We start from the raw sequence: 22,206 nt of genomic DNA, 5'->3' as shown, positions 1-22,206 counted from the left end.
GCGCCATACTGATCAATTGTTTAACACCAGTACGCAGCATCGGATGATCGTCGATGAGCAAAATGGTTGAGGCTTCAGGGTGACTCATGATTGGCTCCTGTGGCTATTTCGGGGATAAAACTGACGACGATCTGGGTACCGCCATTTGGGCGCGCCAGTACCTGGCAGTCACCTTTCAGACTCTGCGCGCGGTCACGCATAATGATCAGTCCGTAATGATTGCGCCGCTCGCCGTTGTCGGGGATACCACGACCGTTATCCCATATGGTTAAGGTCATTTGATTCTCGCGATGTATCACGCTTACCCCACACGCGGTGGCGCGGGCGTGTTTGAGGCAGTTATTCAACGCTTCACGGGTGATTTGCACCAGATGAATCGCCTGATGTGAGGGCACCAGACGCGGCGGTACTTGATAATCAAGAACCACCGGGAAACCCAGTTTTTCACTAAACTCGCGGCAACTCTCTTCAAGTGCCGGACGCAGTCCAGGCTCGATTAACTGCAGGCGGAAAGTGGTCAGCAGTTCGCGCAACTGTCGCCATGAAGTATTCAGTTCGCTGCGCATCTGGCTGAGTAAGGTCTGCATCTCAGGCGGCAGCGTGGCCCCCTGCATTTGCAAACAGCTGACCTGCATCTTCAGGCAGGATAGCGATTGGGCGATGGAGTCGTGCAGTTCACGGGCAATGGCGGAACGCTCTTCCATCACCACCAGTTGCTGTTGGCGTTCATATTGCCTTTCCAGCGCGAGAGTGGCCGTCAGTTGTTCCATCAGGGTCAGCACTAATTGCTGCTGGTCGTGCGTCAGACTGCAGCCGATCGGTAATTGCGCCAGCACCAGGCCATATTGAATGTGGTTGTCGGTTAATCGCCACTTTTGCGGCGTGGATTCGCAAGGCTGCGGTGCCGGTTCGCGTGGGCAAAGATTGCAGCCGCTGGCTTCGCAACTGCTGTCTGGCTGGTAGGTGTATTCTTCGTAATTCTCTTCATCTTCATACTCATACACCCGCAATTCGAGATTCCGCAGCGGCGTCAAATGCTGTAGTTCGCTGAGTACCGGAGACAGGCGCTGGCACAGCGGAGCCTGCGAGTGCAGGCGGCGATTGGCCTGATAGAGAAACGATAACATCTGATTCTTTTGCTCAAGCCCGGCGGTTTTCTCGCGCACGCGCTGCTCAAGGCTGGCGTAACTTTCTGCCAGTTCCGCCGACATACTGTTTAAGGCGATGCCCAGCGTTGCCATCTCATTTCGCCCGCGCACCTGCACGCGATGGGTGAAGTCACGCTGGCCAATCGCCTGAGCCATAGTCAATAATTTTTGCCACGGGCGTAGCAGGCGTTTGCGTAACCAGATGACGGTGAAAATGATCAGCAAACCCATTAACGCGGCCATGCCCATTTGTAGCTGAATAATTCGCTGCAGGCGCAGTTCGGTGGTGTGATCAAAGGTGGTGACCAGTTGGTCTATGCGCCCGACGAAACCCGCGACATGCGGTTTGACCTGGTCGGCATTCTGGGCACGACGCAGTGCGGGTTCTAGCACCTCGCGCCAGTAATGTTGCAGTGCAGCTAATTTGTCTTGTTGCCCATCCTGCTGTGCGGCTTGTGCTAAATCGTTGCTCCAGGTGGTTTTTTCCATCTCGTCGAGCAGGGCGCTGTCCTGTTCGGTGAGCGGAATGGCGGCTAGCAGACGATAGCTCTGCATGCGCATCGACCCGGCTTTGTTGATAGCGTGCGCGTTGCCCTGAATACCTTGTGCCAGCCAACTTGCCAGGCTCATTCCCGCAACACCGAGCAACGCCAACAACAGCACTATCAATGCCAGTTGGTTAAACAAGGTGAGAGGGGACAGCAGGCGTTTTAGCATCGAAAGGTGAACTCCGGAGTCAGGATAGAGAGTGCGGGTATTCTCAGACATCCCCTGGAGTATACCCATACCCCTTAAGGATTACCCACTAATTGCCAGGGGTGGCATAGCGAGATAGCGGGTGACTAACACCTGCTTTCAGCCATGTGAAAAACCACACTATTTTCATTTTCAGTGCTTACCCATAAAGAATGACGGTGAGTTTTTGAACGTTGTTTAGATGGTTTATCCCTTGATTCACATCAATTTCTATTCCTGATTAGCCCCTAATGTGGCGGCAATTACTCTCACTTTTTTTGAGGTGTTTATGTCCCAGTCTCCCGATAGTAGCCAAAAAACGGGATCGCTTATTACCGAGTGGCGACCAGAAGAACCGGCGTTTTGGCAAAGCAGGGGTCACGGCATTGCCAGCCGCAATTTATGGATTTCCGTACCTTGTTTGTTGTTAGCATTCTGCGTGTGGATGCTGTTTAGTGCGGTGGCGGTAAACCTGAATAAGGTGGGTTTCAACTTCACTACTGACCAGTTGTTTATGCTGACCGCGCTGCCGTCAGTTTCCGGGGCTTTGTTGCGCGTGCCTTACTCCTTTATGGTGCCGGTATTCGGTGGCCGCCGCTGGACGGCGTTCAGTACCGGGATTTTGATCATTCCTTGCGTGTGGTTAGGTTTTGCGGTGCAAAACCCAGCAACGCCATTTAGCGTGTTCATCATCATCGCGCTGCTTTGCGGTTTTGCGGGGGCAAACTTTGCCTCCAGCATGGCGAATATCAGTTTCTTCTTCCCGAAAGCAAAACAGGGTGGTGCACTGGGTATTAACGGCGGACTGGGGAACCTGGGCGTGAGCGTGATGCAGCTTGTTGCGCCGCTGGTGATTTCGCTGTCGATGTTTGCAGTATTCGGTGGAACTGGCGTTGAGCAAGCGGATGGCACCATGCTGTTCCTCGAAAACGCCGCCTGGGTGTGGGTGCCATTGCTGGCGATTTTCACTCTCGCCGCGTGGTTTGGTATGCACGACCTCGCCACCTCGAAAGCCTCGTTGAAAGAACAGTTGCCGGTGCTTAAACGCGCGCACTTGTGGATCATGGGCGTACTCTATCTGGCGACTTTCGGTTCGTTTATCGGTTTTTCTGCCGGTTTTGCGATGCTGGCAAAAACCCAGTTCCCGGATGTCAACATTCTGCACTTCGCCTTCTTTGGCCCGCTGTTCGGTGCGCTGGCGCGTTCTGCGGGTGGCGCAATTTCCGACCGTTTTGGTGGCACCAAAGTGTCGCTGATTAACTTTGTATTTATGGCGATTTTCAGTGCGTTGCTGTTTACCACGCTGCCACACAATGGTGTCGGCGGTAACTTTATCGCCTTCTTCGGGGTATTCCTGATGTTGTTCCTGACGGCGGGTTTGGGGAGTGGTTCCACCTTCCAGATGATCTCCGTTATCTTCCGTAAGTTGACCATGGATCGTGTGAAAGCGCAGGGCGGCACTGAAGAAAGAGCGCTGCGCGAAGCGGCAACCGATACGGCGGCGGCACTGGGCTTTATCTCGGCGATTGGTGCTGTTGGCGGCTTCTTTATCCCGAAAGCATTTGGTACATCCCTTGCTCTAACCGGTTCTCCGGCGGGGGCAATGAAAGTTTTCCTGGTGTTCTACATTGTTTGTGTGGTGATTACCTGGGCCGTTTATGGCCGCAAATCATCGCGTAAATAGTCCATTTTTAACCATTTGGTTATCCCTTGCGCGGCTTCGGTCGCGCTTTTTTTTGCCTGAAATACCCCCCTGATCCTGCCTTATTCTGAGAGAAACCTCACATTTAGAATAACTACTACCCCTGGTACCATTGTCACTTTCGCAGGCAAAGAGTACCTTTGCCGTAAATCTGGTTTAAACCAAATGGGTTAAAGCATGAAAAGCCGTTCCACAGTAGAAGCCGCAAAAGAGATGCTCAACGACTGGCTGAGCAAAGGTGTGGTACAGCCGGGCAGTAAATTACCTTCTGAACGTGAACTGGAAGAGTTACTGGGCATCAAGCGCATGACACTGCGGCAGGCGCTGTTGTTTCTCGAAGGGGAAGAAAAGATCTTCCGTAAAGATCGTCGCGGCTGGTTCGTTGCCTTACCGTGTTTCAAATACACCCCGAACACGTCCACCAGTTTTAAGCAGGCCGCACTTGAACAGGGCCGTTTGCCATCCTGGGGATTCCTGGAGAAAGAGCGTGTTTATAGTGCTGAGCCGGAAATTTTGGCGTTGTTGAACGTCAAAGAGGGTGATGAAATCTACCAGATTTGTGGATGGGGAGCCCTTGATAATCATAAAGTTTTCTATCATGAAACCTTTATCAATGCGCAGTTTGCACCCGGTTTTATCGACAAATTAGGCGACCGTTCATTTGTTGATGTGTGGCAAGAAGCCTTCGGCAAAAGCTCGCACACGCAGCACTTAGCGTTTAAACCAACACGGCTTTCGGCGGGCGCCTGCAAAGGTATGGGCGGCACGCCCGGTACACCGGCTATCCGTGTTGAAAAATACCGTGCCGACGAAGCCGGGCACGTTATTCAGGTTGATATTGAATATTGGCGTTTTGAATCTGTAGAGTTTTATATCGATTTATAGGAGTTACCATGGATAGCATCCAAGCTACAAAAATTGTCGAGCGCGCCGCAAATCTGCCGCTTTATCTGCATGCCTATGCGTTTCATTTAAACATGCGTATGGAGAAGATCCTGCCGGAAGATTTGCTGGATATTGCCAGCCAACAGCAACTGAAAGGGGTGAAGATTCATGTTGTTGATGGTGAAAGCCAGTCGCTAAGGCATGCCAGCGGTGAGCGGCTCGAGCGTTTTGCGGCGAAAGCGCGCCAGCTAGGGCTGGATGTGCATATCGAAACCAGTGCGTCGGATGCGCGGACGATTGATGAAGCGGTCAATATTGCGCTGAAATCGGGTGCCACCTCAGTGCGGTTTTACCCTCGCTATGAAGGTTCGTTGTCTGAGGTAATGGACATTATTGCGAAGGATATTCAGTACATTAAAGCGCAATACCAACACAGCGGCCTGACCTTTACCCTTGAGCAACACGAAGATCTGCAAAGTCACGAATTGGTGCACCTGGTGCAACAGGCCGACTTCCCGCAGCTTTCCCTGCTGTTTGATTTTGCCAACATGATTAATGCCAATGAAGAGCCACTTGAAGCGTTGGCGGTGATGGGAAAAGAAACCACCCAGGTACATATCAAAGATGCGCTGATTAATCACGAAGGTACCGGGCGCGGACATACCGCATGTATTTCCGGGCAAGGAGAATTGCCGTTTAAAGAGTTGCTGCTGCAATTAATCTGTTTGGGTGAGGATAAACCCCAGGTCACGGCATTCGGTCTGGAAGAAGAAGTGGATTATTACGCGCCCGCATTTCGTTTTACCGATGAAGACAGCAACCCATGGATCCCATTACGTGAGATGAGTGAAACTCCTTTACCCACATCGGGGCTGGCTGAAAGGCTGAATAAAGAAATTGATGATGCAATGAATCAAATAAGTCATGTCCGCAATATTGTTGCTGACTTGAATAAAGATGCGCTAGCTGTTTTAAATAAATAATTAAAATCATTTAAAGCCAGATTTCTCACATTGTGTGAGATGGCTATATTCTCAAAAATAATGAATGCCGCTAATTCAGGGTGGGGTGTCTTATGCTAACTAAAAAAAGATGGACTATATTTAGTCTTTTGGTTCTGTGCGGTGGAACAATATATAAATTGCCTTCATTGAAAGATGCATTTTATGTTCCTATGCAGGAGTATTTTCATCTCACCAACGGTGAAATTGGTAACGCGATGTCGGTCAACTCGATTGTCACGACGATTGGTTTCTTCCTGTCTATTTATTTTTCTGACCGTCTGCCACGCCGGTTTACCATGTCGTTTTCACTGATCGCCACCGGTCTGTTAGGTATTTACTTATCCACCATGCCGGGCTATTGGGGGATACTGTTTGTTTGGGCGCTGTTTGGTGTGACCTGCGACATGCTCAACTGGCCGGTGCTACTAAAGTCCGTCAGTTTACTCGGTGACAACACCCAGCAAGGGCGCTTGTTTGGCTTCTTCGAAACCGGACGTGGCATTGTTGATACTATTATTGCCTTCAGTGCACTGGCAGTGTTTACCTGGTTCGGTAGCGACTACTTTGGTTTTAGAGCAGCTATTATATTCTATTCCGCTATCGCGATTGTCGTCGGCGTGGTCATTATGTTTGTGCTGAAAGAAAGCCCGGAAGAACAAGTGGTGAAGCAAGAATGTTCCGGGGAAAAAGCAGATAAACCAGGTATGGGTAGCGTATTAAAAAATAAGACCGTTTGGTTAATTGCTTTCAGCGTATTCTTTGTGTATGCGGTGTATTGCGGCCTGACTTTCTTTATTCCATTCTTAAGAAATATCTACGCATTACCGATTGCCCTGGTGGGTGCTTACGGGATTATTAACCAATATTGCCTGAAAATGGTCGGTGGCCCAATTGGTGGTTTAATTGCCGATAAAGTTTTAAAATCACCAAGCAAGTATCTGTTCTATACCTTTATTGTTAGTGCCATTGCATTAGTCGGCCTGATTTTATTACCACATGAACATATGCCTGTTTATTTGGGTATGGCTTGTACTTTGCTGTTTGGCGCAGTGATCTTTACCCAACGTGCCGTGTTCTTTGCCCCTATCGGCGAGGCGGGCATCAGTGAAAAGAACACCGGTGCGGCGATGGCGCTGGGCAGCTTTATTGGTTATGCCCCGGCGATGTTCTGCTACAGCCTGTATGGTTATATTCTGGACCACAACGCTGGGCTTATCGGCTACCAGATTGTGTTTGGTTTGATGGCGGTATTCGCTTGCGCAGGGATTATCGTTTCTGGCCTGCTGATGAGAAACATCCGTGCGACTCGCCAGCCTGAACTTGTCGAATCTGTCTGATGAATATTTGGGGCTTGCCTTGCTGCAAGCCCCAGTGATTACCCCTTAATACCCAGTCTCTCAATTTTCAACTCCTTTTTAGCCGTAAATACCGATAAATAATCTTTTTTATTAATGACTTACTTTCTGTTTGGCGCTTGCCACTTTGGTGGTATATCGGCTGTTCTTGCCTGGAAACTGCTCAACCCCAGTTGATCCTCATCAATTCTCCCCACCTATGCGCGGGTTACCGTGCCAGCAGTCTTAGCAATGTCGACCTTACCAGAAGAGCCTCCAGGCTCCACATCAGGAGAACCCCGATGAGCAAATTTCTTGACCGGTTTCGTTACTTCAAACAGAAGGGCGAAACTTTTGCCGATGGACATGGCCAACTGCTCGATACCAACCGTGATTGGGAAGAAGGTTATCGTCAGCGTTGGCAGCACGACAAAGTGGTTCGCTCCACTCACGGTGTAAACTGCACAGGCTCCTGTAGCTGGAAGATCTACGTCAAAAGCGGCCTGGTGACCTGGGAAACTCAGCAAACCGACTACCCGCGTACCCGCCCTGATATGCCAAACCATGAGCCACGCGGCTGCCCACGCGGTGCAAGCTACTCCTGGTATCTCTACAGCGCCAACCGCCTGAAATATCCTTTGATGCGCAAGCACCTGATCAAACTGTGGCGTGAAGCTAAAACCCTTCATGCTGACCCGGTCGACGCCTGGGCTTCCATCATCAACGACGCGGAAAAAGCCAAAAGCTATAAACAAGCCCGTGGTCGCGGTGGTTTTGTGCGCTCTAGCTGGCAGGAGGTGAATGAGCTGATTGCTGCCGCCAACGTCTTTACTGCCAAAACCTTCGGCCCTGACCGTATCGCGGGTTTCTCACCGATTCCAGCGATGTCGATGGTTTCGTACGCTTCTGGCGCGCGCTATCTTTCACTGATTGGCGGCACCTGTCTGAGCTTCTACGACTGGTACTGCGATTTGCCACCGGCTTCGCCAATGACCTGGGGCGAGCAAACGGACGTGCCGGAATCGGCCGACTGGTACAACTCCAGCTACATTATCGCCTGGGGTTCTAACGTCCCGCAGACGCGTACACCTGATGCCCACTTCTTTACCGAAGTGCGTTACAAAGGCACCAAAACTGTGGCGGTGACGCCGGATTACGCCGAAATCGCCAAACTGTGCGACCAGTGGCTGGCACCAAAACAAGGCACTGATGCCGCGATGGCGCTGGCAATGGGCCACGTGATGCTGCGTGAGTTCCACCTCGATAACCCGAGCCAGTATTTCACCGATTACGTGCGCCGCTATACCGACATGCCAATGCTGGTGATGCTCGAAGAGCGTGACGGCTTCTACGCAGCAGGCCGTATGCTGCGCGCATCTGATCTGGTGGATGGCCTCGGCCAGGAAAATAACCCGCAGTGGAAAACCGTGGCCATCGATAGCCAGAACGGCGAACTGCTGGCACCGAATGGTTCGATTGGTTACCGCTGGGGCGAGAAGGGCAAGTGGAACCTTGAGCAGCGCGATGGCACCAGCGGTGAAGAAGCTGAACTGCGCCTGAGCCTGTTGGGTAGCCACGACGAAGTGGCGGATGTCGGTTTCCCATACTTTGGTGGTGAAAGCACCGAACACTTCAGCAACGTGAAGCTCGATAACGTACTGATGCACAAACTGCCGGTTAAACGACTTCAACTGGCTGATGGTTCAAGCGCGTTAGTGACCACCGTTTATGACCTGACGCTGGCCAACTATGGCCTCGATCGTGGTCTGGACGACTCGAATTGCGCAGCAAGCTATGACGATGTTAAAGCGTATACCCCAGCGTGGGCTGAGCAAATCACCGGCGTTTCTCGCCAGAACATTATCCGCATCGCACGTGAGTTTGCTGACAACGCAGATAAAACCCATGGCCGCTCGATGATTATCGTCGGTGCCGGTATGAACCACTGGTTCCACATGGACATGAACTACCGTGGCCTGATCAACATGCTGATCTTCTGCGGTTGCGTCGGCCAAAGCGGTGGCGGCTGGGCACACTACGTTGGCCAGGAAAAACTGCGCCCACAAACCGGCTGGACTCCGCTGGCGTTCGCCCTCGACTGGCAGCGCCCACCGCGCCATATGAACAGCACGTCATTCTTCTACAACCACTCCAGCCAGTGGCGCTATGAATCGTTGACCGCAGAAGAACTGCTCTCTCCGCTGGCAGATAAATCCCGTTATAGCGGCCATTTGATTGACTTCAACGTGCGTGCTGAACGCATGGGCTGGTTGCCGTCAGCACCTCAGCTCAACACTAACCCGCTGCATATTGCACAGCAGGCGAAAGCGGCAGGCATGAGCCCGGCGGATTACACCGTTCAGCAGCTGAAAAGTGGCGATATTCGTTTTGCCGCCGAGCAACCGGATGCCGGCAATAACCATCCGCGCAACTTGTTCGTCTGGCGTTCAAACCTGCTGGGTTCTTCCGGTAAGGGCCACGAGTACATGCTCAAATACCTGCTGGGTACCGAAAACGGTATTCAGGGCAAAGACCTCGGTAAAGAAGGCGGCGTGATGCCGGAAGAAGTCGAGTGGGTGGATAACGGCCTCGATGGAAAACTGGATCTGGTTGTAACGCTGGACTTCCGTTTGTCGAGCACCTGTTTGTATTCCGATATCGTGCTGCCAACGGCCACCTGGTATGAGAAAGACGATATGAATACTTCGGATATGCATCCGTTTATTCACCCGCTTTCTGCAGCCGTTGACCCAGCCTGGGATTCAAAAAGCGACTGGGAAATCTATAAAGCCATCGCTAAGAAATTCTCTGAAGTGTGTGTCGGCCATTTAGGCAAAGAAACCGACGTGGTAACGCTGCCAATTCAGCATGATTCCGCAGCAGAACTGGCGCAGCCGTTTGGCGTGATGGACTGGAAAAAAGGCGAATGCGACCTGATCCCAGGTAAAACCGCACCGCATCTGGTGACGGTTGAACGTGATTACCCGGCGACTTACGAGCGTTTCACCTCGATTGGCCCGTTGATGGAAACCCTCGGTAACGGCGGCAAGGGCATCGCCTGGAATACCCAGTCTGAGATGGACCTGCTGCGTAAGCTCAATTACACCAAAGCCGACGGCCCAGCGATTGGCCAGCCGACTCTCAACACGGCTATTGATGCCGCTGAAATGATCCTCACCCTGGCACCCGAAACCAACGGCCAGGTTGCCGTGAAAGCCTGGGCGGCGCTCAGCGAATTTACCGGTCGTGACCATACGCATCTGGCGCTCAATAAAGAAGATGAAAAGATTCGCTTCCGCGATATTCAGGCACAGCCGCGCAAAATTATCTCCAGCCCAACCTGGTCGGGCCTGGAAGATGAACACGTTTCTTACAGCGCCGGTTACACCAACGTTCACGAGCTGATTCCATGGCGCACCCTGTCTGGCCGCCAGCAGCTGTATCAGGATCACCAGTGGATGCGTGATTTTGGCGAAAGCCTGCTGGTGTACCGTCCACCGATTGATACCCGCTCCGTCAAAGGCGTGATGGGTAAAAAATCCAACGGTAATCCGGAGAAAGCGCTGAACTTCCTGACGCCGCACCAGAAATGGGGCATTCACTCAACTTATAGCGACAACTTGCTGATGCTGACGCTGTCACGCGGCGGGCCGATTGTCTGGATGAGTGAAATCGACGCCAAAGATTTGGGCATCGAAGATAACGACTGGATTGAAGTGTTCAACAAAAACGGTGCGCTGACGGCGCGTGCAGTGGTCAGCCAGCGCGTGCCTGAAGGCATGACCATGATGTATCACGCGCAGGAACGCATTGTGAACTTGCCGGGTTCTGAAATTACCGGCCAGCGTGGCGGGATTCATAACTCGGTCACCCGTATTAGCCCGAAACCGACGCACATGATTGGCGGTTACGCGCAACTGGCTTACGGCTTTAACTACTACGGCACCGTCGGTTCCAATCGTGATGAGTTCGTGGTGGTGCGCAAGATGAAAGACATTAACTGGTTAGACGGTGAAGGCAACGACCAGAAACAGGAGAGCGTAAAATGAAAATTCGTTCACAAGTCGGCATGGTGCTGAATCTTGATAAGTGCATCGGCTGTCACACCTGTTCTGTGACCTGCAAAAACGTCTGGACCAGCCGCGAAGGGATGGAGTACGCGTGGTTTAACAACGTCGAAACCAAACCGGGGATTGGCTACCCGAACGACTGGGAAAACCAGGAAAAATGGAAGGGCGGTTGGATCCGTAAAATCAACGGCAAACTGCAACCACGCATGGGTAACCGCGCCATGTTGCTGGGTAAAATCTTTGCTAACCCGCATCTGCCGGGCATCGACGATTATTACGAGCCGTTTGATTACGACTATCAGCATCTGCATAACGCACCGGAAGGCAAGCACCAGCCGATTGCGCGCCCGCGCTCGCTGATTACCGGCCAACGGATGAACAAAATCGAAGCGGGCCCGAACTGGGAAGAGATCCTCGGTGGCGAATTTGAAAAACGCGCCAAAGATCAGAACTTCCAGAACATGCAGAAGGCGATGTACGGCCAGTTCGAAAACACCTTCATGATGTATTTGCCGCGCTTGTGCGAACACTGCCTGAATCCAGCCTGTGTCGCGACTTGCCCAAGCGGGGCGATTTATAAGCGTGAAGAAGACGGCATTGTGCTGATTGACCAGGACAAATGCCGCGGCTGGCGGATGTGTATCACCGGTTGCCCGTACAAAAAGATCTACTTCAACTGGAAAACCGGCAAATCAGAGAAGTGCATTTTCTGTTATCCGCGTATTGAAGCGGGGATGCCGACAGTCTGTTCGGAAACCTGTGTGGGCCGTATTCGTTACCTCGGCGTGGTGTTGTATGACGCCGATGCCATTGAACAGGCCGCCAGTACCGAGAACGAAAAAGATCTCTACGAGCGCCAGTTGAGTATTTTCCTCAACCCGAACGACCCGGCGGTTATCGAACAGGCGCTGAAAGATGGCGTGCCGCAGAGTGTGATTGATGCCGCGCAGCAGTCGCCAGTGTACAAAATGGCGATCGACTGGAAGCTGGCGCTGCCGCTGCATCCTGAATATCGCACGCTGCCGATGGTTTGGTATGTGCCGCCGTTGTCGCCAATTCAGTCTGCGGCTGACGCGGGTGAACTGCCGCATACCGGCATTCTGCCTGACGTTGAAAGCCTGCGTATTCCTGTTGAATACCTGGCGAACTTGCTGACGGCGGGCGACACCGCGCCGGTGCTGCGTGCGCTGAAACGCATGATGGCGATGCGCCATTACAAACGTGCTGAAACGGTCGAAGGCGTTATTGATACCCGTGCACTGGAAGAAGTTGGGCTGACGGAAGCGCAGGCGCAGGAAATGTATCGCTATCTGGCGATTGCTAACTACGAAGATCGTTTCGTGGTGCCATCAAGCCACCGCGAGCTGGCGGCGGATGCGTTCCCTGAAAGCAAAGGCTGCGGCTTCAGTTTTGGCGACGGTTGCCACGGTTCTGATAGCAAATTCAACCTGTTCAACAGCAAACGTATCGACGCGATTGATGTGTCGAACAAAACGGAGCCAAAACCATGATTGAGCTGCTGATCATTTCCCGTTTGCTTGAGTACCCGGATGATACTCTTTGGCAGCATCAACAAGAGCTACGCGATGCTTTAGCCGAGGGCGAGGCGCTTAATTTGCAACAGGCTGCTCAACTCAACGGCTTTATTACGGCGCTGTGCAGCCGTGATTTGCTGGATGCGCAGGCCAGTTACAGCCAGCTGTTTGACCGTGGGCGCGCCACTTCATTGCTGTTGTTTGAACATGTTCACGGCGAATCTCGTGACCGTGGCCAGGCGATGGTCAACCTGATGAACCAGTATCAGCAGGCGGGTATGGAAATTGACAGCCGTGAGCTGCCGGACCATCTGCCGCTGTATCTGGAATATCTGTCGCAGCGGGAAGAAAGCGAGGCGCGTGGCGGTTTGCAGGATGTCGCGCCGATTCTGGCTCTGCTGGCAGCACGCCTGAAACAGCGTGAAAGCGATTATGCGGCGCTGTTTGATGTGCTGTTGGCTATCTCGCAAAGCGATGTGGTGGTGGAAAGCGTTAGCCAGCAAATTGCGGATGAAGCACGTGATGATACGCTGCAAGCACTGGACGCCGTCTGGGAAGAAGAACAGGTGAAATTTGTGGCTGACGCAGGGTGCGGCGAGTCTGAAATCAGCAGCCATCAGCGTCGTTTTGCCGGGGCTGTCGCTCCGCAGTATCTGAATATCGGAGGACAGTAATCATGCAATTTCTCAATGTGTTCTTCTACGACATCTATCCGTACATTTGCGGCACGGTATTCCTGCTCGGCAGTTGGTTGCGTTACGACTACGGCCAGTACACCTGGAAAGCCGGTTCCAGTCAGATGCTGGATCGCAAAGGGATGAACCTGGCGTCCAACCTGTTCCATATCGGGATTCTGGGGATTTTCGCTGGTCACTTACTGGGGATGTTAACGCCGCACTGGATGTATGAGTCTTTCCTGCCTATCGATGTGAAGCAGAAAATGGCGATGATTGCCGGTGGTGCATGTGGCGTGATGACGCTGGTGGGTGGTTTGTTGCTGCTTAAGCGCCGTCTGTTTAACCCGCGGATTCGTGCGACATCAACGACGGCGGATATACTGATCCTTAGCCTGTTGATGATTCAGTGCGCACTGGGCTTGTTGACCATTCCATTCTCTGCCCAACATATGGATGGCAGCGAGATGATGAAACTGGTCGGCTGGGCGCAGGCAGTGGTGACGTTCCAGGGCGGTGCATCTGAGCACCTTGATGGCGTGGCGTTTATCTTCCGCGTGCATTTGGTATTGGGTATGACGCTGTTCCTGTTATTCCCATTCACCCGTCTGGTGCATGTATGGAGCGCGCCGGTGGAGTATTTGACGCGTAAGTATCAGGTGGTTCGCGCTCGTCGCTAAGTTTTGTTGTTTAATTTGAAGATACCTGGCTTAGGCCGGGTATTTTTTTGCGCTTTTGTTGGCGTGGCTGTGTCGGATGACGCTGCGCTTATCCGACCTACGGTTCGGTTTTGGTTTTGGTTTTGAATTTTGGTTTTGTAGTGGCTGTGTCGGATGACGCTGCGCTTATCCGACCTACGGTTCGGTTTTGATTTTGGTTTTGGTTTTGAATTTTGGTTTTGTAGGTTGGATAAGCGAAGCGTCATCCAACAAGAAGTGCTGAGTATGGTGCGATTTGGATAAGTTCGGGAGTTATTACTAAGAGATGGTGGCGGGGGAAGGATTCGAACCTTCGAAGTCGATGACGGCAGATTTACAGTCTGCTCCCTTTGGCCGCTCGGGAACCCCGCCAGGGGTGTTTGCTATTACAGGCCGTGCTTTTGAAGCTTGAAGATGGTGGCGGGGGAAGGATTCGAACCTTCGAAGTCGATGACGGCAGATTTACAGTCTGCTCCCTTTGGCCGCTCGGGAACCCCGCCAGGGGTATTACATTTTGTTGGCTTTCTTGCTCGCGTCCTTTGTCTGGAAGCGGGGCGCATCATATCAAATGAAGCGCCGCTGTAAAGCATTCACTGTAAGAAAATGAATCGTTTGCCGTTTTTTTACACGTAACGTTGTAAAGCTAAACAATTCATACGCCAACAGCTAGAGAATGATGGTGCGATTGCCATAAACAAACACGCGTTGCGCCAGTACCTGGTATAACGCGCGGCTTAAAACGTTTTTCTCAACATCACGCCCGGCGCGCATCATATCTTCTGCGGTGTAGGTGTGATCGACGTGAATTACATCCTGCATGATGATTGGGCCTTCATCCAGATTGTCATTCACATAGTGCGCGGTGGCACCGATGATCTTCACGCCACGTTCGTATGCCTGGTGATAAGGACGAGCGCCGATAAACGCCGGCAGGAACGAATGGTGGATATTGATAATCTGGTTCGGGAAGCGTGAAACAAATTCTGGCGTCAATACGCGCATATATTTTGCCAGTACCACGTAATCCGGTTTGTGCGCTTCAATGGCATCTGCCATCTGCTTATCGTGATCTTCACGAGTCAGCCCTTCATGGCTCACCAGCTCAAACGGAATATCAAAACGTTCTACCAGAGTGCGCAGCGTTTCGTGATTGCCGATAACCGCGGCAATTTCGACATCCAGGCCGCCGTAGTTGGCTTTCATTAATAGATCGCCCAGGCAGTGCGCTTCTTTGGTCACCAGAATGACGACGCGGCGACGGCCAGCAGGCGTTAACTCACGCACCGAACCTTCAGGCAATGCGCTATCTAAATCGGCCAACAGGGTGTTGTCGTTGAAAATACCTTCAAGCTCGGTACGCATAAAGAAGCGACCGGTGCGATGGTCAACAAACTCATTGTTCTGAACAATGTTCAGCTCGTGTTTGTAACAAATATTGGTGATCTTGGCGATTAACCCTTTTGCGTCAGGGCAGATGGTGCGTAGTACTTTTCGTTGTAATGCTTGCATCGCTTGGTAAGTCCTGTTGTGCGTGTATTTGCTTCAATGTCTGCCACGGCTCGTTATCGGCCACAGCACTTTTTAAATTTTTTCCCGGAGCCGCAAGGGCAGGGGTCATTACGGCCAAACTGTGGGCGCATCCCATCAGCATAGTACCACTGACCGTTTTCCTTTAAGAAACGCGAACGTTCGATGATGGCACTTTCTACGCCTTGCTCTTCAAAACGCGCCACGAAAGCGACGAAACCTTCGTTCTCATCACGTCCGTCAGCGGTTTCATACACCGTCAAACCCAGCCAATGTGTCGTTGCAAAACTACCCGAAATATCGCTTTTCAGTGTCGGGCTGCGTGTCTGCGGATACCAGCTTGTTACCAAATAATCTGCTTCCTGCATCACATAGGCGGTATAACGTGAGCGCATAAGCTGTGACGGGGTTGGCGCATACCGGTCTGCGCGTAGGTAAGGCTGGCAACATAAGCTATACTCCAGACCGCTACCACATGGGCAAAGTTGCGACACAGCATCTCCTTGGTTACAAAAAAAGAGTCGGCGTAAATACGCGGGGTTGATATGTTAACTGAGCAGTGGCGACTTCGTCACGGATGATATACCGGGGAACAAAGACCGAGGCGGAATGAGACAGGTAAAGATCGGCCTGGCGTTAGGGTCGGGAGCAGCAAAAGGATGGGCGCATATTGGTGTCATTAATGCGTTAAAACGTGCAGGCATTCAGATTGATATCGTTGCAGGTTGCTCCGTAGGGGCACTGGTCGGTGCCGCTTATGCCAGTAATCGCTTGCCTATGATGGAACGCTGGGTGCGCTCGTTCGGCTATTGGGATGTTCTACGACTTATGGATCTTTCCTGGCGCCGTGGCGGTTTGTTGCGTGGCGAAAGAGTGTTCAATAACATTCGCAAGATAATCACCGAAGAAAATATTGAAGACTGCGCGCTGCGCTTCGGTTCCGTTGCCACCAATTTAAGTACTGGCCGCGAGCTATGGTTCACGGATGGTGATCTGCATCAGGCGGTTCGTGCGTCTTGTAGCATGCCTGGGTTGTTGTCGCCTGTTGGATACAACGGTTATTGGCTGGTGGATGGTGCGGTGGTCAACCCTGTGCCAGTGTCGCTAACCCGAGCGTTAGGGGCCGATATCGTTATCGCAGTCGATCTACAGCACGACGCGCATCTGATGCAGCAAGATTTACTTTCCGTCAATATGACGACGCCCTTGGCAGACAACCAGGTGCAACCTGATAGCTGGCGTGGGCGGTTGCGTGAGCAACTGGGTAAAATCACCACCCGACGAGCCAGTACTACGCCAACGGCGATGGAAATCATGACCACTTCCATTCAAGTGTTGGAAAACCGCCTGAAACGCAACCGTATGGCGGGCGACCCACCAGATATTTTGCTGCAACCTTTCTGCCCGCAGATTTCAACTCTGGATTTCCACCGTGCCGCTGAGGCGATCAGTGCCGGGAGCCTGGCGGTTGAAAAAAAGATAGATGAGTTGCTGCCACTGGTTCGTACCCATGAATGAATTTTCTGATTTACATGACTTCTGGCAATTCTGACAGGCGACCAAGGCCATACCATGCCACTATTTAATTATTGCCAGTCAGGGGAGCGCACATGACACAGCCACTCGATGGAAAGCTCATCCTCATTGTTGAGGATGAGCCCGTTTTCCGCTCTTTGCTGGATAATTACCTTACCTCTTTAGGGGCGATAATTACGGTTGCCACAGATGGCATTGATGCGCTGGAGAAAATGAGCCATTTAGCCCCTGATTTGTTGATTTGCGATCTGGCTATGCCGCGCATGAACGGGCTAAAACTGGTAGAGCATTTGCGTAATGAAGGGATTCAAACGCCGATACTGGTCATTTCGGCCACCGAAAATATGTCAGATATCGCCAAAGCATTACGCTTTGGTGTGCAGGATGTCTTGCTCAAACCGATTAAAGATCTCAACCGCCTGCGTGAAACGGTGTTCGCCTGCCTCTATCCCAACATGTTCAATTCTCGTGTCGAAGAAGAAGAGCGATTATTTAAAGACTGGGACGCGCTGGTTAGCGACCCGCAGGCAGCATCCAAATTATTGCAAGAGTTGCAACCTCCCGTGCAACAAGTGATGTCGCACTGCCGCATCAATTACCGTCAACTGATCACCCTTAATCAGCCTGGGCTTGTGCTGGATATCGCGCCGCTTTCAGAAAACGATCTGGCATTTTATTGTCTTGATGTGACCCGCGCCGGGGATAACGGTGTATTAGCCGCGTTGTTATTACGCGCGTTATTTAATGGCTTACTGCAAGAGCATCTTTCCCAGCAACGCCAGCGCTTACCAGAGTTAGGGAATTTACTTAAACAAGTGAACCAGTTATTACGCCAGGCGAATTTGACCGGCCAATTCCCGTTGATGGTGGGCTATTATCATAGCGAGCTCAAGAATCTGATTTTGGTCTCGGCGGGGCTGAATGCCACCTTAAATACCGGCGAGCATCAAATCCAGGTCAGCAACGGTGTGCCGTTAGGAACCCTGGGCAATACTTACCTCAACCAAATCAGCCAGCGCTGCGAATCCTGGCAGTGCCAGGTTTGGGGTACGGGCGGACGATTACGCCTGATGTTGTCTGCGGAATGAGCATCTGGACGACTGAAAACATTTAGTTTTTCTCCCCTGACAGCGTGGGTGTTAATATCGCAATTAACTCATTCGTATTTATCTTAAATTACCAACGCATCGGGTAAACAGCCGTAGATTTCATTTTTAAGCTGATATACTCGAGGCGTTTTTTAATTGACTTGCAAGTGAAAACTTGAACAGTCCAGGAGATTTTTCAATGGCTGCCCTTAATTCAAAAGTAAGAAAAGCAGTAATCCCTGTCGCGGGATTAGGCACGCGTATGTTACCGGCTACTAAGGCTATTCCTAAAGAGATGTTGCCTTTGGTTGATAAACCTTTAATTCAGTATGTGGTCAACGAATGTATCGCCGCAGGTATTACTGAAATTGTTCTGGTGACTCACTCTTCGAAAAACTCCATCGAAAACCATTTCGATACCAGTTTCGAACTGGAAGCGATGCTGGAAAAACGCGTTAAGCGCCAGTTGTTGGAAGAAGTTCAGGCTATTTGCCCTCCACATGTCACGATTATGCAGGTTCGACAGGGTCTGGCAAAAGGCCTTGGTCACGCCGTGTTGTGTGCTCACCCGGTTGTGGGTGATGAGCCAGTTGCGGTAATCCTGCCTGATGTGATCCTTGATGAGTTCGAATCTGATCTTTCCCAGGATAACCTGGCTGAAATGATCAAACGTTTTGATGCTACAGGCCACAGCCAAATCATGGTTGAGCCCGTAGAAGATGTGACGGCTTATGGTGTTGTTGACTGCAAAGGCGTTGAATTGAACGCAGGCGATAGCGTGCCAATGGTGGGTATCGTTGAGAAGCCGAAAGCAAATGTTGCGCCATCCAATCTTGCTGTAGTGGGGCGTTATGTCCTGACGGCAGATATCTGGCCGCTGCTGTCCAAAACGCCTCCGGGTGCTGGCGATGAAATTCAGCTGACTGACTCCATCGCTATGTTGATGGAAAAACAGACTGTTGAAGCCTACCACATGAAAGGCGTTAGCCATGACTGCGGTAATAAACTCGGCTACATGCAGGCGTTTGTGGAATACGGTATCCGTCATAGTTCTCTGGGGCCAGATTTTAAAGCCTGGTTAGAAGAGATTGTTGGCGCGAAAAAGTAATTCATTTCAACGCAGGATAGAAAGATGAAAGTTACTGTATTTGGTATCGGCTATGTTGGACTTGTGCAGGCTGCGGTGCTTGCAGAAGTCGGTCACGAAGTGATGTGCATAGATGTCGATGCGAAGAAAGTTGAAAATCTGAAAAACGGCGTGATCCCGATTTTTGAACCTGGCTTAACGCCACTGGTTAAGAAAAACTATGAAGAAGGCCGTTTGCAGTTCAGCACCGATGCTGAAATGGGTGTTCATCATGGTGAAATGCAATTTATTGCTGTTGGCACGCCGCCTGATGAAGACGGCTCTGCTGATCTGAAATATGTCACAGCTGTGGCGCGTACCATCGCGCAGCACATGACTTCTCATAAAGTTGTGCTCGATAAGTCTACCGTTCCAGTCGGAACCGCAGACAGAGTGCGCAGCGTAATGGAAGAAACACTGAAAGCGCGTGGCGTAGAAATTCCATTCGATGTAGTTTCTAACCCTGAATTCCTGAAGGAAGGTGCCGCAGTTTCTGACTGTATGCGCCCTGAGCGTATTGTTATCGGTACTGATAACGATGATGTGGTCGATTTATTGCGTGAACTGTATGAACCGTTCAACCGCAATCATGACCGTATGATCCTGATGGATATCCGTAGCGCCGAGTTGACCAAGTACGCAGCCAACTGCATGCTGGCGACTAAAATCAGCTTTATGAACGAAATCTCTAACCTGGCAGAACGTCTGGGTGCGGATATCGAGAAAGTGCGTATGGGTATCGGTTCTGACTCGCGCATCGGTTACAGCTTTATCTATCCTGGCTGCGGTTATGGTGGGTCCTGCTTCCCTAAAGATGTGCAGGCACTGATTCGTACTGCTCAGCAGATTGGCTATACGCCACGTATTCTGCAAGCAGTAGAAGAGGTAAACCACGACCAGAAGTTAAAACTCCCTGAGTTTATTTCTCGTCACTTTGGTGAAGACCTGAAAGGCAAGACCTTCGCGCTGTGGGGGCTCTCTTTCAAACCGAATACTGACGATATGCGTGAAGCCTCAAGCCGCGTCCTGATGGAAGCGCTTTGGGAACGCGGTGCTCAGGTGCAGGCGTATGACCCGGAAGCAATGGATGAAACCCAGCGCATTTACGGACATCGTTCAGACCTGAAATTGATGGGTACCAAAGAAGCTGCATTACAAGATGCAGATGCTCTGGTTATTTGTACAGAGTGGCAAAGTTTCCGTGCACCTGATTTCGATGCAATTAAGAAATCACTAAAGCAACCGGTTATCTTTGACGGCCGTAACCTGTATGATCCTGAGAGACTCAGCAAGCGCGGCTTTGTTTATTATGCAATCGGCCGCGGAGCGTCCATCAATATTGCATAATAAATGAGGGTTGTATGAAATTTCTGGTTACCGGCGCCGCAGGCTTTATTGGATTCCATGTTAGTGAACGTCTGCTCAACGCCGGTCACCAGGTTATCGGTATCGATAACCTGAACGACTATTATGACGTCAATCTCAAACAAGCTCGTCTTGATCGCCTTGCTCCTCATTCATCATTCCGTTTCGAAAAAATTGACCTCGCCGATCGTAATGGTATGGCGCAATTATTTGCCACTGAGAAATTCGATCGTGTGATTCATCTTGCTGCGCAAGCTGGTGTTCGTTATTCAATCGATAACCCTCACGCTTATGCGGATTCAAATCTGGTAGGGCATTTAAATGTGCTCGAAGGTTGCCGCCATAATAAAGTCGGGCATCTGTTATATGCGTCTTCAAGCTCAGTATATGGCCTGAATCGTAAACTCCCGTTCTCCACGGATGACAGTGTCGATCATCCAATTTCTTTATATGCGGCAACTAAAAAAGCCAACGAGTTGATGTCACATACCTACTCGCACTTATATGGATTGCCAACGACGGGTTTGCGTTTCTTTACCGTTTATGGTCCGTGGGGGCGCCCGGATATGGCGTTATTTAAATTTACTCGTGCGATTGTCGAAGGGAAGAGTATTGATGTTTACAATCACGGACAAATGCGTCGTGATTTTACTTATATCGATGATATTGCTGAGGCGATTGTGCGTTTACAGGACGTCATTCCACAAGCTGATGCACAATGGACGGTAGAAGAGGGAACGCCAGCAACTAGCTCAGCGCCGTATCGTGTATATAACATCGGTAATAGCAACCCAGTGACGCTGATGGATTATATTACGGCCCTGGAAACCTCACTGGGTAAAGTTGCGCACAAGAACATGCTTCCTATGCAGCCTGGTGATGTACTGGAGACCAGTGCGGATACACAGGCGCTGTATGATGTTATCGGCTTCAAGCCTCAGACATCAGTAAACGATGGCGTACAGAACTTTGTAGACTGGTATAAGGCATTCTATAAAGTCAGCTGACACTGTGATTAGTTTGTAAAATGAAAAAGGAAGCTCAGGCTTCCTTTTTTGTGGATACTGTTTTCGGCATAATTTAAAAAAACATTACACACAAATAAAAATCCCGCCGAAGCGGGATTTAATAAGCAGCACTAAAAGCGAAAATTAGGCAATCAGGAAGTCTTCCAGTTTCTTGCCTTGTTCTTCCATTGCTTTTTTGATTACTGCTGGAGTACGGCCCTGGCCAGTCCAGGTTTTGCTTTCGCCGTTTTCGTCGATGTACTGATATTTAGCTGGGCGCGCAGCGCGTTTTGCTTTGCCTGCAGATTTAACAGCAGCCATGCTATTCAGTAATTCGTTAGGATCAATGCCGTCAGCGATCAGCATTTCACGGTATTGTTGCAGTTTACGAGTACGCTCTTCAATTTCTGCAGCAGCAGCATTATCTTCTTCGCGACGTTCGTTAACAACAACTTCTAATTTTTCCAGCATTTCTTCCAGCGTTTCCAGAGTACATTCTCTAGCTTGTGCACGAAGAGTACGGATGTTGTTCAGAATTTTAAGTGCTTCGCTCATTTTAGTAATCTCAATCTTATATTGATGGTTGGCTTGATGGGCTAATAATAGAGGCTTAAATTAACTTCTGCAATAGGCGGGAATGTAAGGAATTCAAAATTCCATAATATTTTGTCGATTTATAAAAGAACATTAACTTAAATTTTGCTTCATACGGCGGGAAAACAAAACGTGGATAACTCACTTTTTCAACAACAACCCTGATAGTAACAGGGGT

Annotated in this window: 17 protein-coding genes, 2 tRNA genes and 1 pseudogene; 13 read left to right on the top strand and 7 right to left on the bottom strand. The window is 50.7% G+C overall.

From position 1 onward, the window contains the following. Together MES37_RS09000 and narX are read right to left on the bottom strand one after the other, a co-directional pair. Positions 1 to 88: pseudogene (locus MES37_RS09000) on the bottom strand (two-component system response regulator NarL); the annotation flags it as partial. Further along, on the bottom strand, positions 75 to 1,865 hold the full coding sequence (narX, locus tag MES37_RS08995; RefSeq protein ID WP_237931145.1) for a nitrate/nitrite two-component system sensor histidine kinase NarX: 1,791 nt from the start codon (positions 1,863 to 1,865) through the stop codon (positions 75 to 77). The pseudogene MES37_RS09000 and the gene narX, both read right to left, overlap by 14 nt. A 307-nt stretch (positions 1,866 to 2,172) precedes the next feature. On the opposite strand from narX, the gene narU reads away from it, so the two are divergent. The 8 genes from narU (at position 2,173) to narI (ending at position 13,767) form a co-directional block, all read left to right on the top strand. Beyond that, positions 2,173 to 3,567 carry a nitrate/nitrite transporter NarU gene (gene narU / locus MES37_RS08990; RefSeq protein WP_064547357.1) on the top strand — a complete coding sequence of 465 codons (1,395 nt, stop codon included), beginning with the start codon at positions 2,173 to 2,175 and terminating at the stop codon, positions 3,565 to 3,567. 195 nt (positions 3,568 to 3,762) lie between these two features. Then, complete coding sequence (locus tag MES37_RS08985) at positions 3,763 to 4,470, top strand: GntR family transcriptional regulator (protein ID WP_064547355.1); 708 nt, start codon at positions 3,763 to 3,765, stop codon at positions 4,468 to 4,470. A gap of 8 nt (positions 4,471 to 4,478) precedes the next feature. Then, on the top strand, positions 4,479 to 5,453 hold the full coding sequence (locus MES37_RS08980) for a sugar phosphate isomerase/epimerase family protein (RefSeq protein WP_064547353.1): 975 nt from the start codon (positions 4,479 to 4,481) through the stop codon (positions 5,451 to 5,453). 92 nt (positions 5,454 to 5,545) lie between these two features. Then, the gene (locus MES37_RS08975; protein ID WP_232886818.1) at positions 5,546 to 6,811 is read left to right on the top strand and encodes an MFS transporter; all 1,266 of its coding nucleotides are present in this window, start codon (positions 5,546 to 5,548) and stop codon (positions 6,809 to 6,811) included. Between the two features lie 299 nt (positions 6,812 to 7,110). After that, the gene (locus tag MES37_RS08970; protein WP_237931143.1) at positions 7,111 to 10,857 is read left to right on the top strand and encodes a nitrate reductase subunit alpha; all 3,747 of its coding nucleotides are present in this window, start codon (positions 7,111 to 7,113) and stop codon (positions 10,855 to 10,857) included. Next, positions 10,854 to 12,389 (top strand): nitrate reductase subunit beta, encoded by a 1,536-nt coding sequence (narH, locus tag MES37_RS08965; RefSeq protein ID WP_237931141.1) that lies wholly within the window; start codon positions 10,854 to 10,856, stop codon positions 12,387 to 12,389. Before MES37_RS08970 ends, narH begins: the two co-directional genes overlap by 4 nt. After that, on the top strand, positions 12,386 to 13,087 hold the full coding sequence (narJ, locus tag MES37_RS08960) for a nitrate reductase molybdenum cofactor assembly chaperone (RefSeq protein ID WP_237931140.1): 702 nt from the start codon (positions 12,386 to 12,388) through the stop codon (positions 13,085 to 13,087). Before narH ends, narJ begins: the two co-directional genes overlap by 4 nt. A gap of 2 nt (positions 13,088 to 13,089) precedes the next feature. Beyond that, positions 13,090 to 13,767 carry a respiratory nitrate reductase subunit gamma gene (narI, locus tag MES37_RS08955; RefSeq protein ID WP_064547343.1) on the top strand — a complete coding sequence of 226 codons (678 nt, stop codon included), beginning with the start codon at positions 13,090 to 13,092 and terminating at the stop codon, positions 13,765 to 13,767. A 305-nt stretch (positions 13,768 to 14,072) separates the two neighbouring features. On the opposite strand, the gene MES37_RS08950 is transcribed toward narI, so the two are convergent. From MES37_RS08950 to MES37_RS08935, 4 genes are all read right to left on the bottom strand, one after another. Beyond that, positions 14,073 to 14,157: transfer RNA gene (locus MES37_RS08950), tRNA-Tyr, on the bottom strand. Positions 14,158 to 14,200: 43 nt separating this feature from the next. Further along, a tRNA-Tyr gene (locus MES37_RS08945) sits at positions 14,201 to 14,285 on the bottom strand. 166 nt (positions 14,286 to 14,451) lie between these two features. After that, complete coding sequence (gene purU, locus MES37_RS08940; protein WP_064547341.1) at positions 14,452 to 15,294, bottom strand: formyltetrahydrofolate deformylase; 843 nt, start codon at positions 15,292 to 15,294, stop codon at positions 14,452 to 14,454. A gap of 53 nt (positions 15,295 to 15,347) precedes the next feature. After that, a complete protein-coding gene (locus MES37_RS08935) occupies positions 15,348 to 15,806 on the bottom strand; it encodes a YchJ family protein (protein ID WP_064547339.1) in 459 nt (152 codons plus the stop codon). Between the two features lie 115 nt (positions 15,807 to 15,921). On the opposite strand from MES37_RS08935, the gene rssA reads away from it, so the two are divergent. The 5 genes from rssA (at position 15,922) to MES37_RS08910 (ending at position 21,434) form a co-directional block, all read left to right on the top strand. Beyond that, a complete protein-coding gene (gene rssA / locus MES37_RS08930) occupies positions 15,922 to 16,830 on the top strand; it encodes a patatin-like phospholipase RssA (RefSeq protein ID WP_064547337.1) in 909 nt (302 codons plus the stop codon). Between the two features lie 92 nt (positions 16,831 to 16,922). After that, positions 16,923 to 17,936 carry a two-component system response regulator RssB gene (gene rssB, locus MES37_RS08925; RefSeq protein WP_064547335.1) on the top strand — a complete coding sequence of 338 codons (1,014 nt, stop codon included), beginning with the start codon at positions 16,923 to 16,925 and terminating at the stop codon, positions 17,934 to 17,936. Positions 17,937 to 18,135: 199 nt separating this feature from the next. After that, positions 18,136 to 19,044 (top strand): UTP--glucose-1-phosphate uridylyltransferase GalU, encoded by a 909-nt coding sequence (gene galU, locus MES37_RS08920; protein WP_064547333.1) that lies wholly within the window; start codon positions 18,136 to 18,138, stop codon positions 19,042 to 19,044. 24 nt (positions 19,045 to 19,068) lie between these two features. Continuing rightward, on the top strand, positions 19,069 to 20,409 hold the full coding sequence (locus MES37_RS08915) for a UDP-glucose dehydrogenase family protein (RefSeq protein WP_064547332.1): 1,341 nt from the start codon (positions 19,069 to 19,071) through the stop codon (positions 20,407 to 20,409). A gap of 14 nt (positions 20,410 to 20,423) precedes the next feature. After that, positions 20,424 to 21,434, top strand: a complete 1,011-nt coding sequence (locus tag MES37_RS08910) for an NAD-dependent epimerase (RefSeq protein WP_064547330.1) — start codon at positions 20,424 to 20,426, stop codon at positions 21,432 to 21,434. A 144-nt stretch (positions 21,435 to 21,578) separates the two neighbouring features. Here the strand turns inward: MES37_RS08910 and hns are convergent, their stop codons facing one another. Further along, positions 21,579 to 21,989, bottom strand: coding sequence for a histone-like nucleoid-structuring protein H-NS (hns, locus tag MES37_RS08905; protein WP_034494985.1), 411 nt, complete (start codon positions 21,987 to 21,989; stop codon positions 21,579 to 21,581). Positions 21,990 to 22,206 lie beyond the last annotated feature (217 nt).

This window comes from Buttiauxella sp. S19-1 (genome assembly GCF_022134725.1).
GTDB classification, from domain to species: Bacteria; Pseudomonadota; Gammaproteobacteria; order Enterobacterales; family Enterobacteriaceae; genus Buttiauxella; species Buttiauxella ferragutiae.
This window is presented reverse-complemented; position numbering and strand designations above follow the sequence as displayed.

Bases quoted from the DNA above. Each gene is read 5' to 3' on its own strand.
- MES37_RS08970 (WP_237931143.1), top strand. From the start codon at position 7,111: ATGAGCAAATTTCTTGACCGGTTTCGTTACTTCAAACAGAAGGGCGAA.
- narU (WP_064547357.1), top strand. From the start codon at position 2,173: ATGTCCCAGTCTCCCGATAGTAGCCAAAAAACGGGATCGCTTATTACC.
- MES37_RS08980 (WP_064547353.1), top strand. From the start codon at position 4,479: ATGGATAGCATCCAAGCTACAAAAATTGTCGAGCGCGCCGCAAATCTG.
- MES37_RS08975 (WP_232886818.1), top strand. From the start codon at position 5,546: ATGCTAACTAAAAAAAGATGGACTATATTTAGTCTTTTGGTTCTGTGC.
- galU (WP_064547333.1), top strand. From the start codon at position 18,136: ATGGCTGCCCTTAATTCAAAAGTAAGAAAAGCAGTAATCCCTGTCGCG.
- MES37_RS08915 (WP_064547332.1), top strand. From the start codon at position 19,069: ATGAAAGTTACTGTATTTGGTATCGGCTATGTTGGACTTGTGCAGGCT.
- narI (WP_064547343.1), top strand. From the start codon at position 13,090: ATGCAATTTCTCAATGTGTTCTTCTACGACATCTATCCGTACATTTGC.
- narX (WP_237931145.1), bottom strand. From the start codon at position 1,865: ATGCTAAAACGCCTGCTGTCCCCTCTCACCTTGTTTAACCAACTGGCA.
- purU (WP_064547341.1), bottom strand. From the start codon at position 15,294: ATGCAAGCATTACAACGAAAAGTACTACGCACCATCTGCCCTGACGCA.
- rssB (WP_064547335.1), top strand. From the start codon at position 16,923: ATGACACAGCCACTCGATGGAAAGCTCATCCTCATTGTTGAGGATGAG.
- rssA (WP_064547337.1), top strand. From the start codon at position 15,922: ATGAGACAGGTAAAGATCGGCCTGGCGTTAGGGTCGGGAGCAGCAAAA.
- narJ (WP_237931140.1), top strand. From the start codon at position 12,386: ATGATTGAGCTGCTGATCATTTCCCGTTTGCTTGAGTACCCGGATGAT.
- MES37_RS08985 (WP_064547355.1), top strand. From the start codon at position 3,763: ATGAAAAGCCGTTCCACAGTAGAAGCCGCAAAAGAGATGCTCAACGAC.
- hns (WP_034494985.1), bottom strand. From the start codon at position 21,989: ATGAGCGAAGCACTTAAAATTCTGAACAACATCCGTACTCTTCGTGCA.
- MES37_RS08910 (WP_064547330.1), top strand. From the start codon at position 20,424: ATGAAATTTCTGGTTACCGGCGCCGCAGGCTTTATTGGATTCCATGTT.
- narH (WP_237931141.1), top strand. From the start codon at position 10,854: ATGAAAATTCGTTCACAAGTCGGCATGGTGCTGAATCTTGATAAGTGC.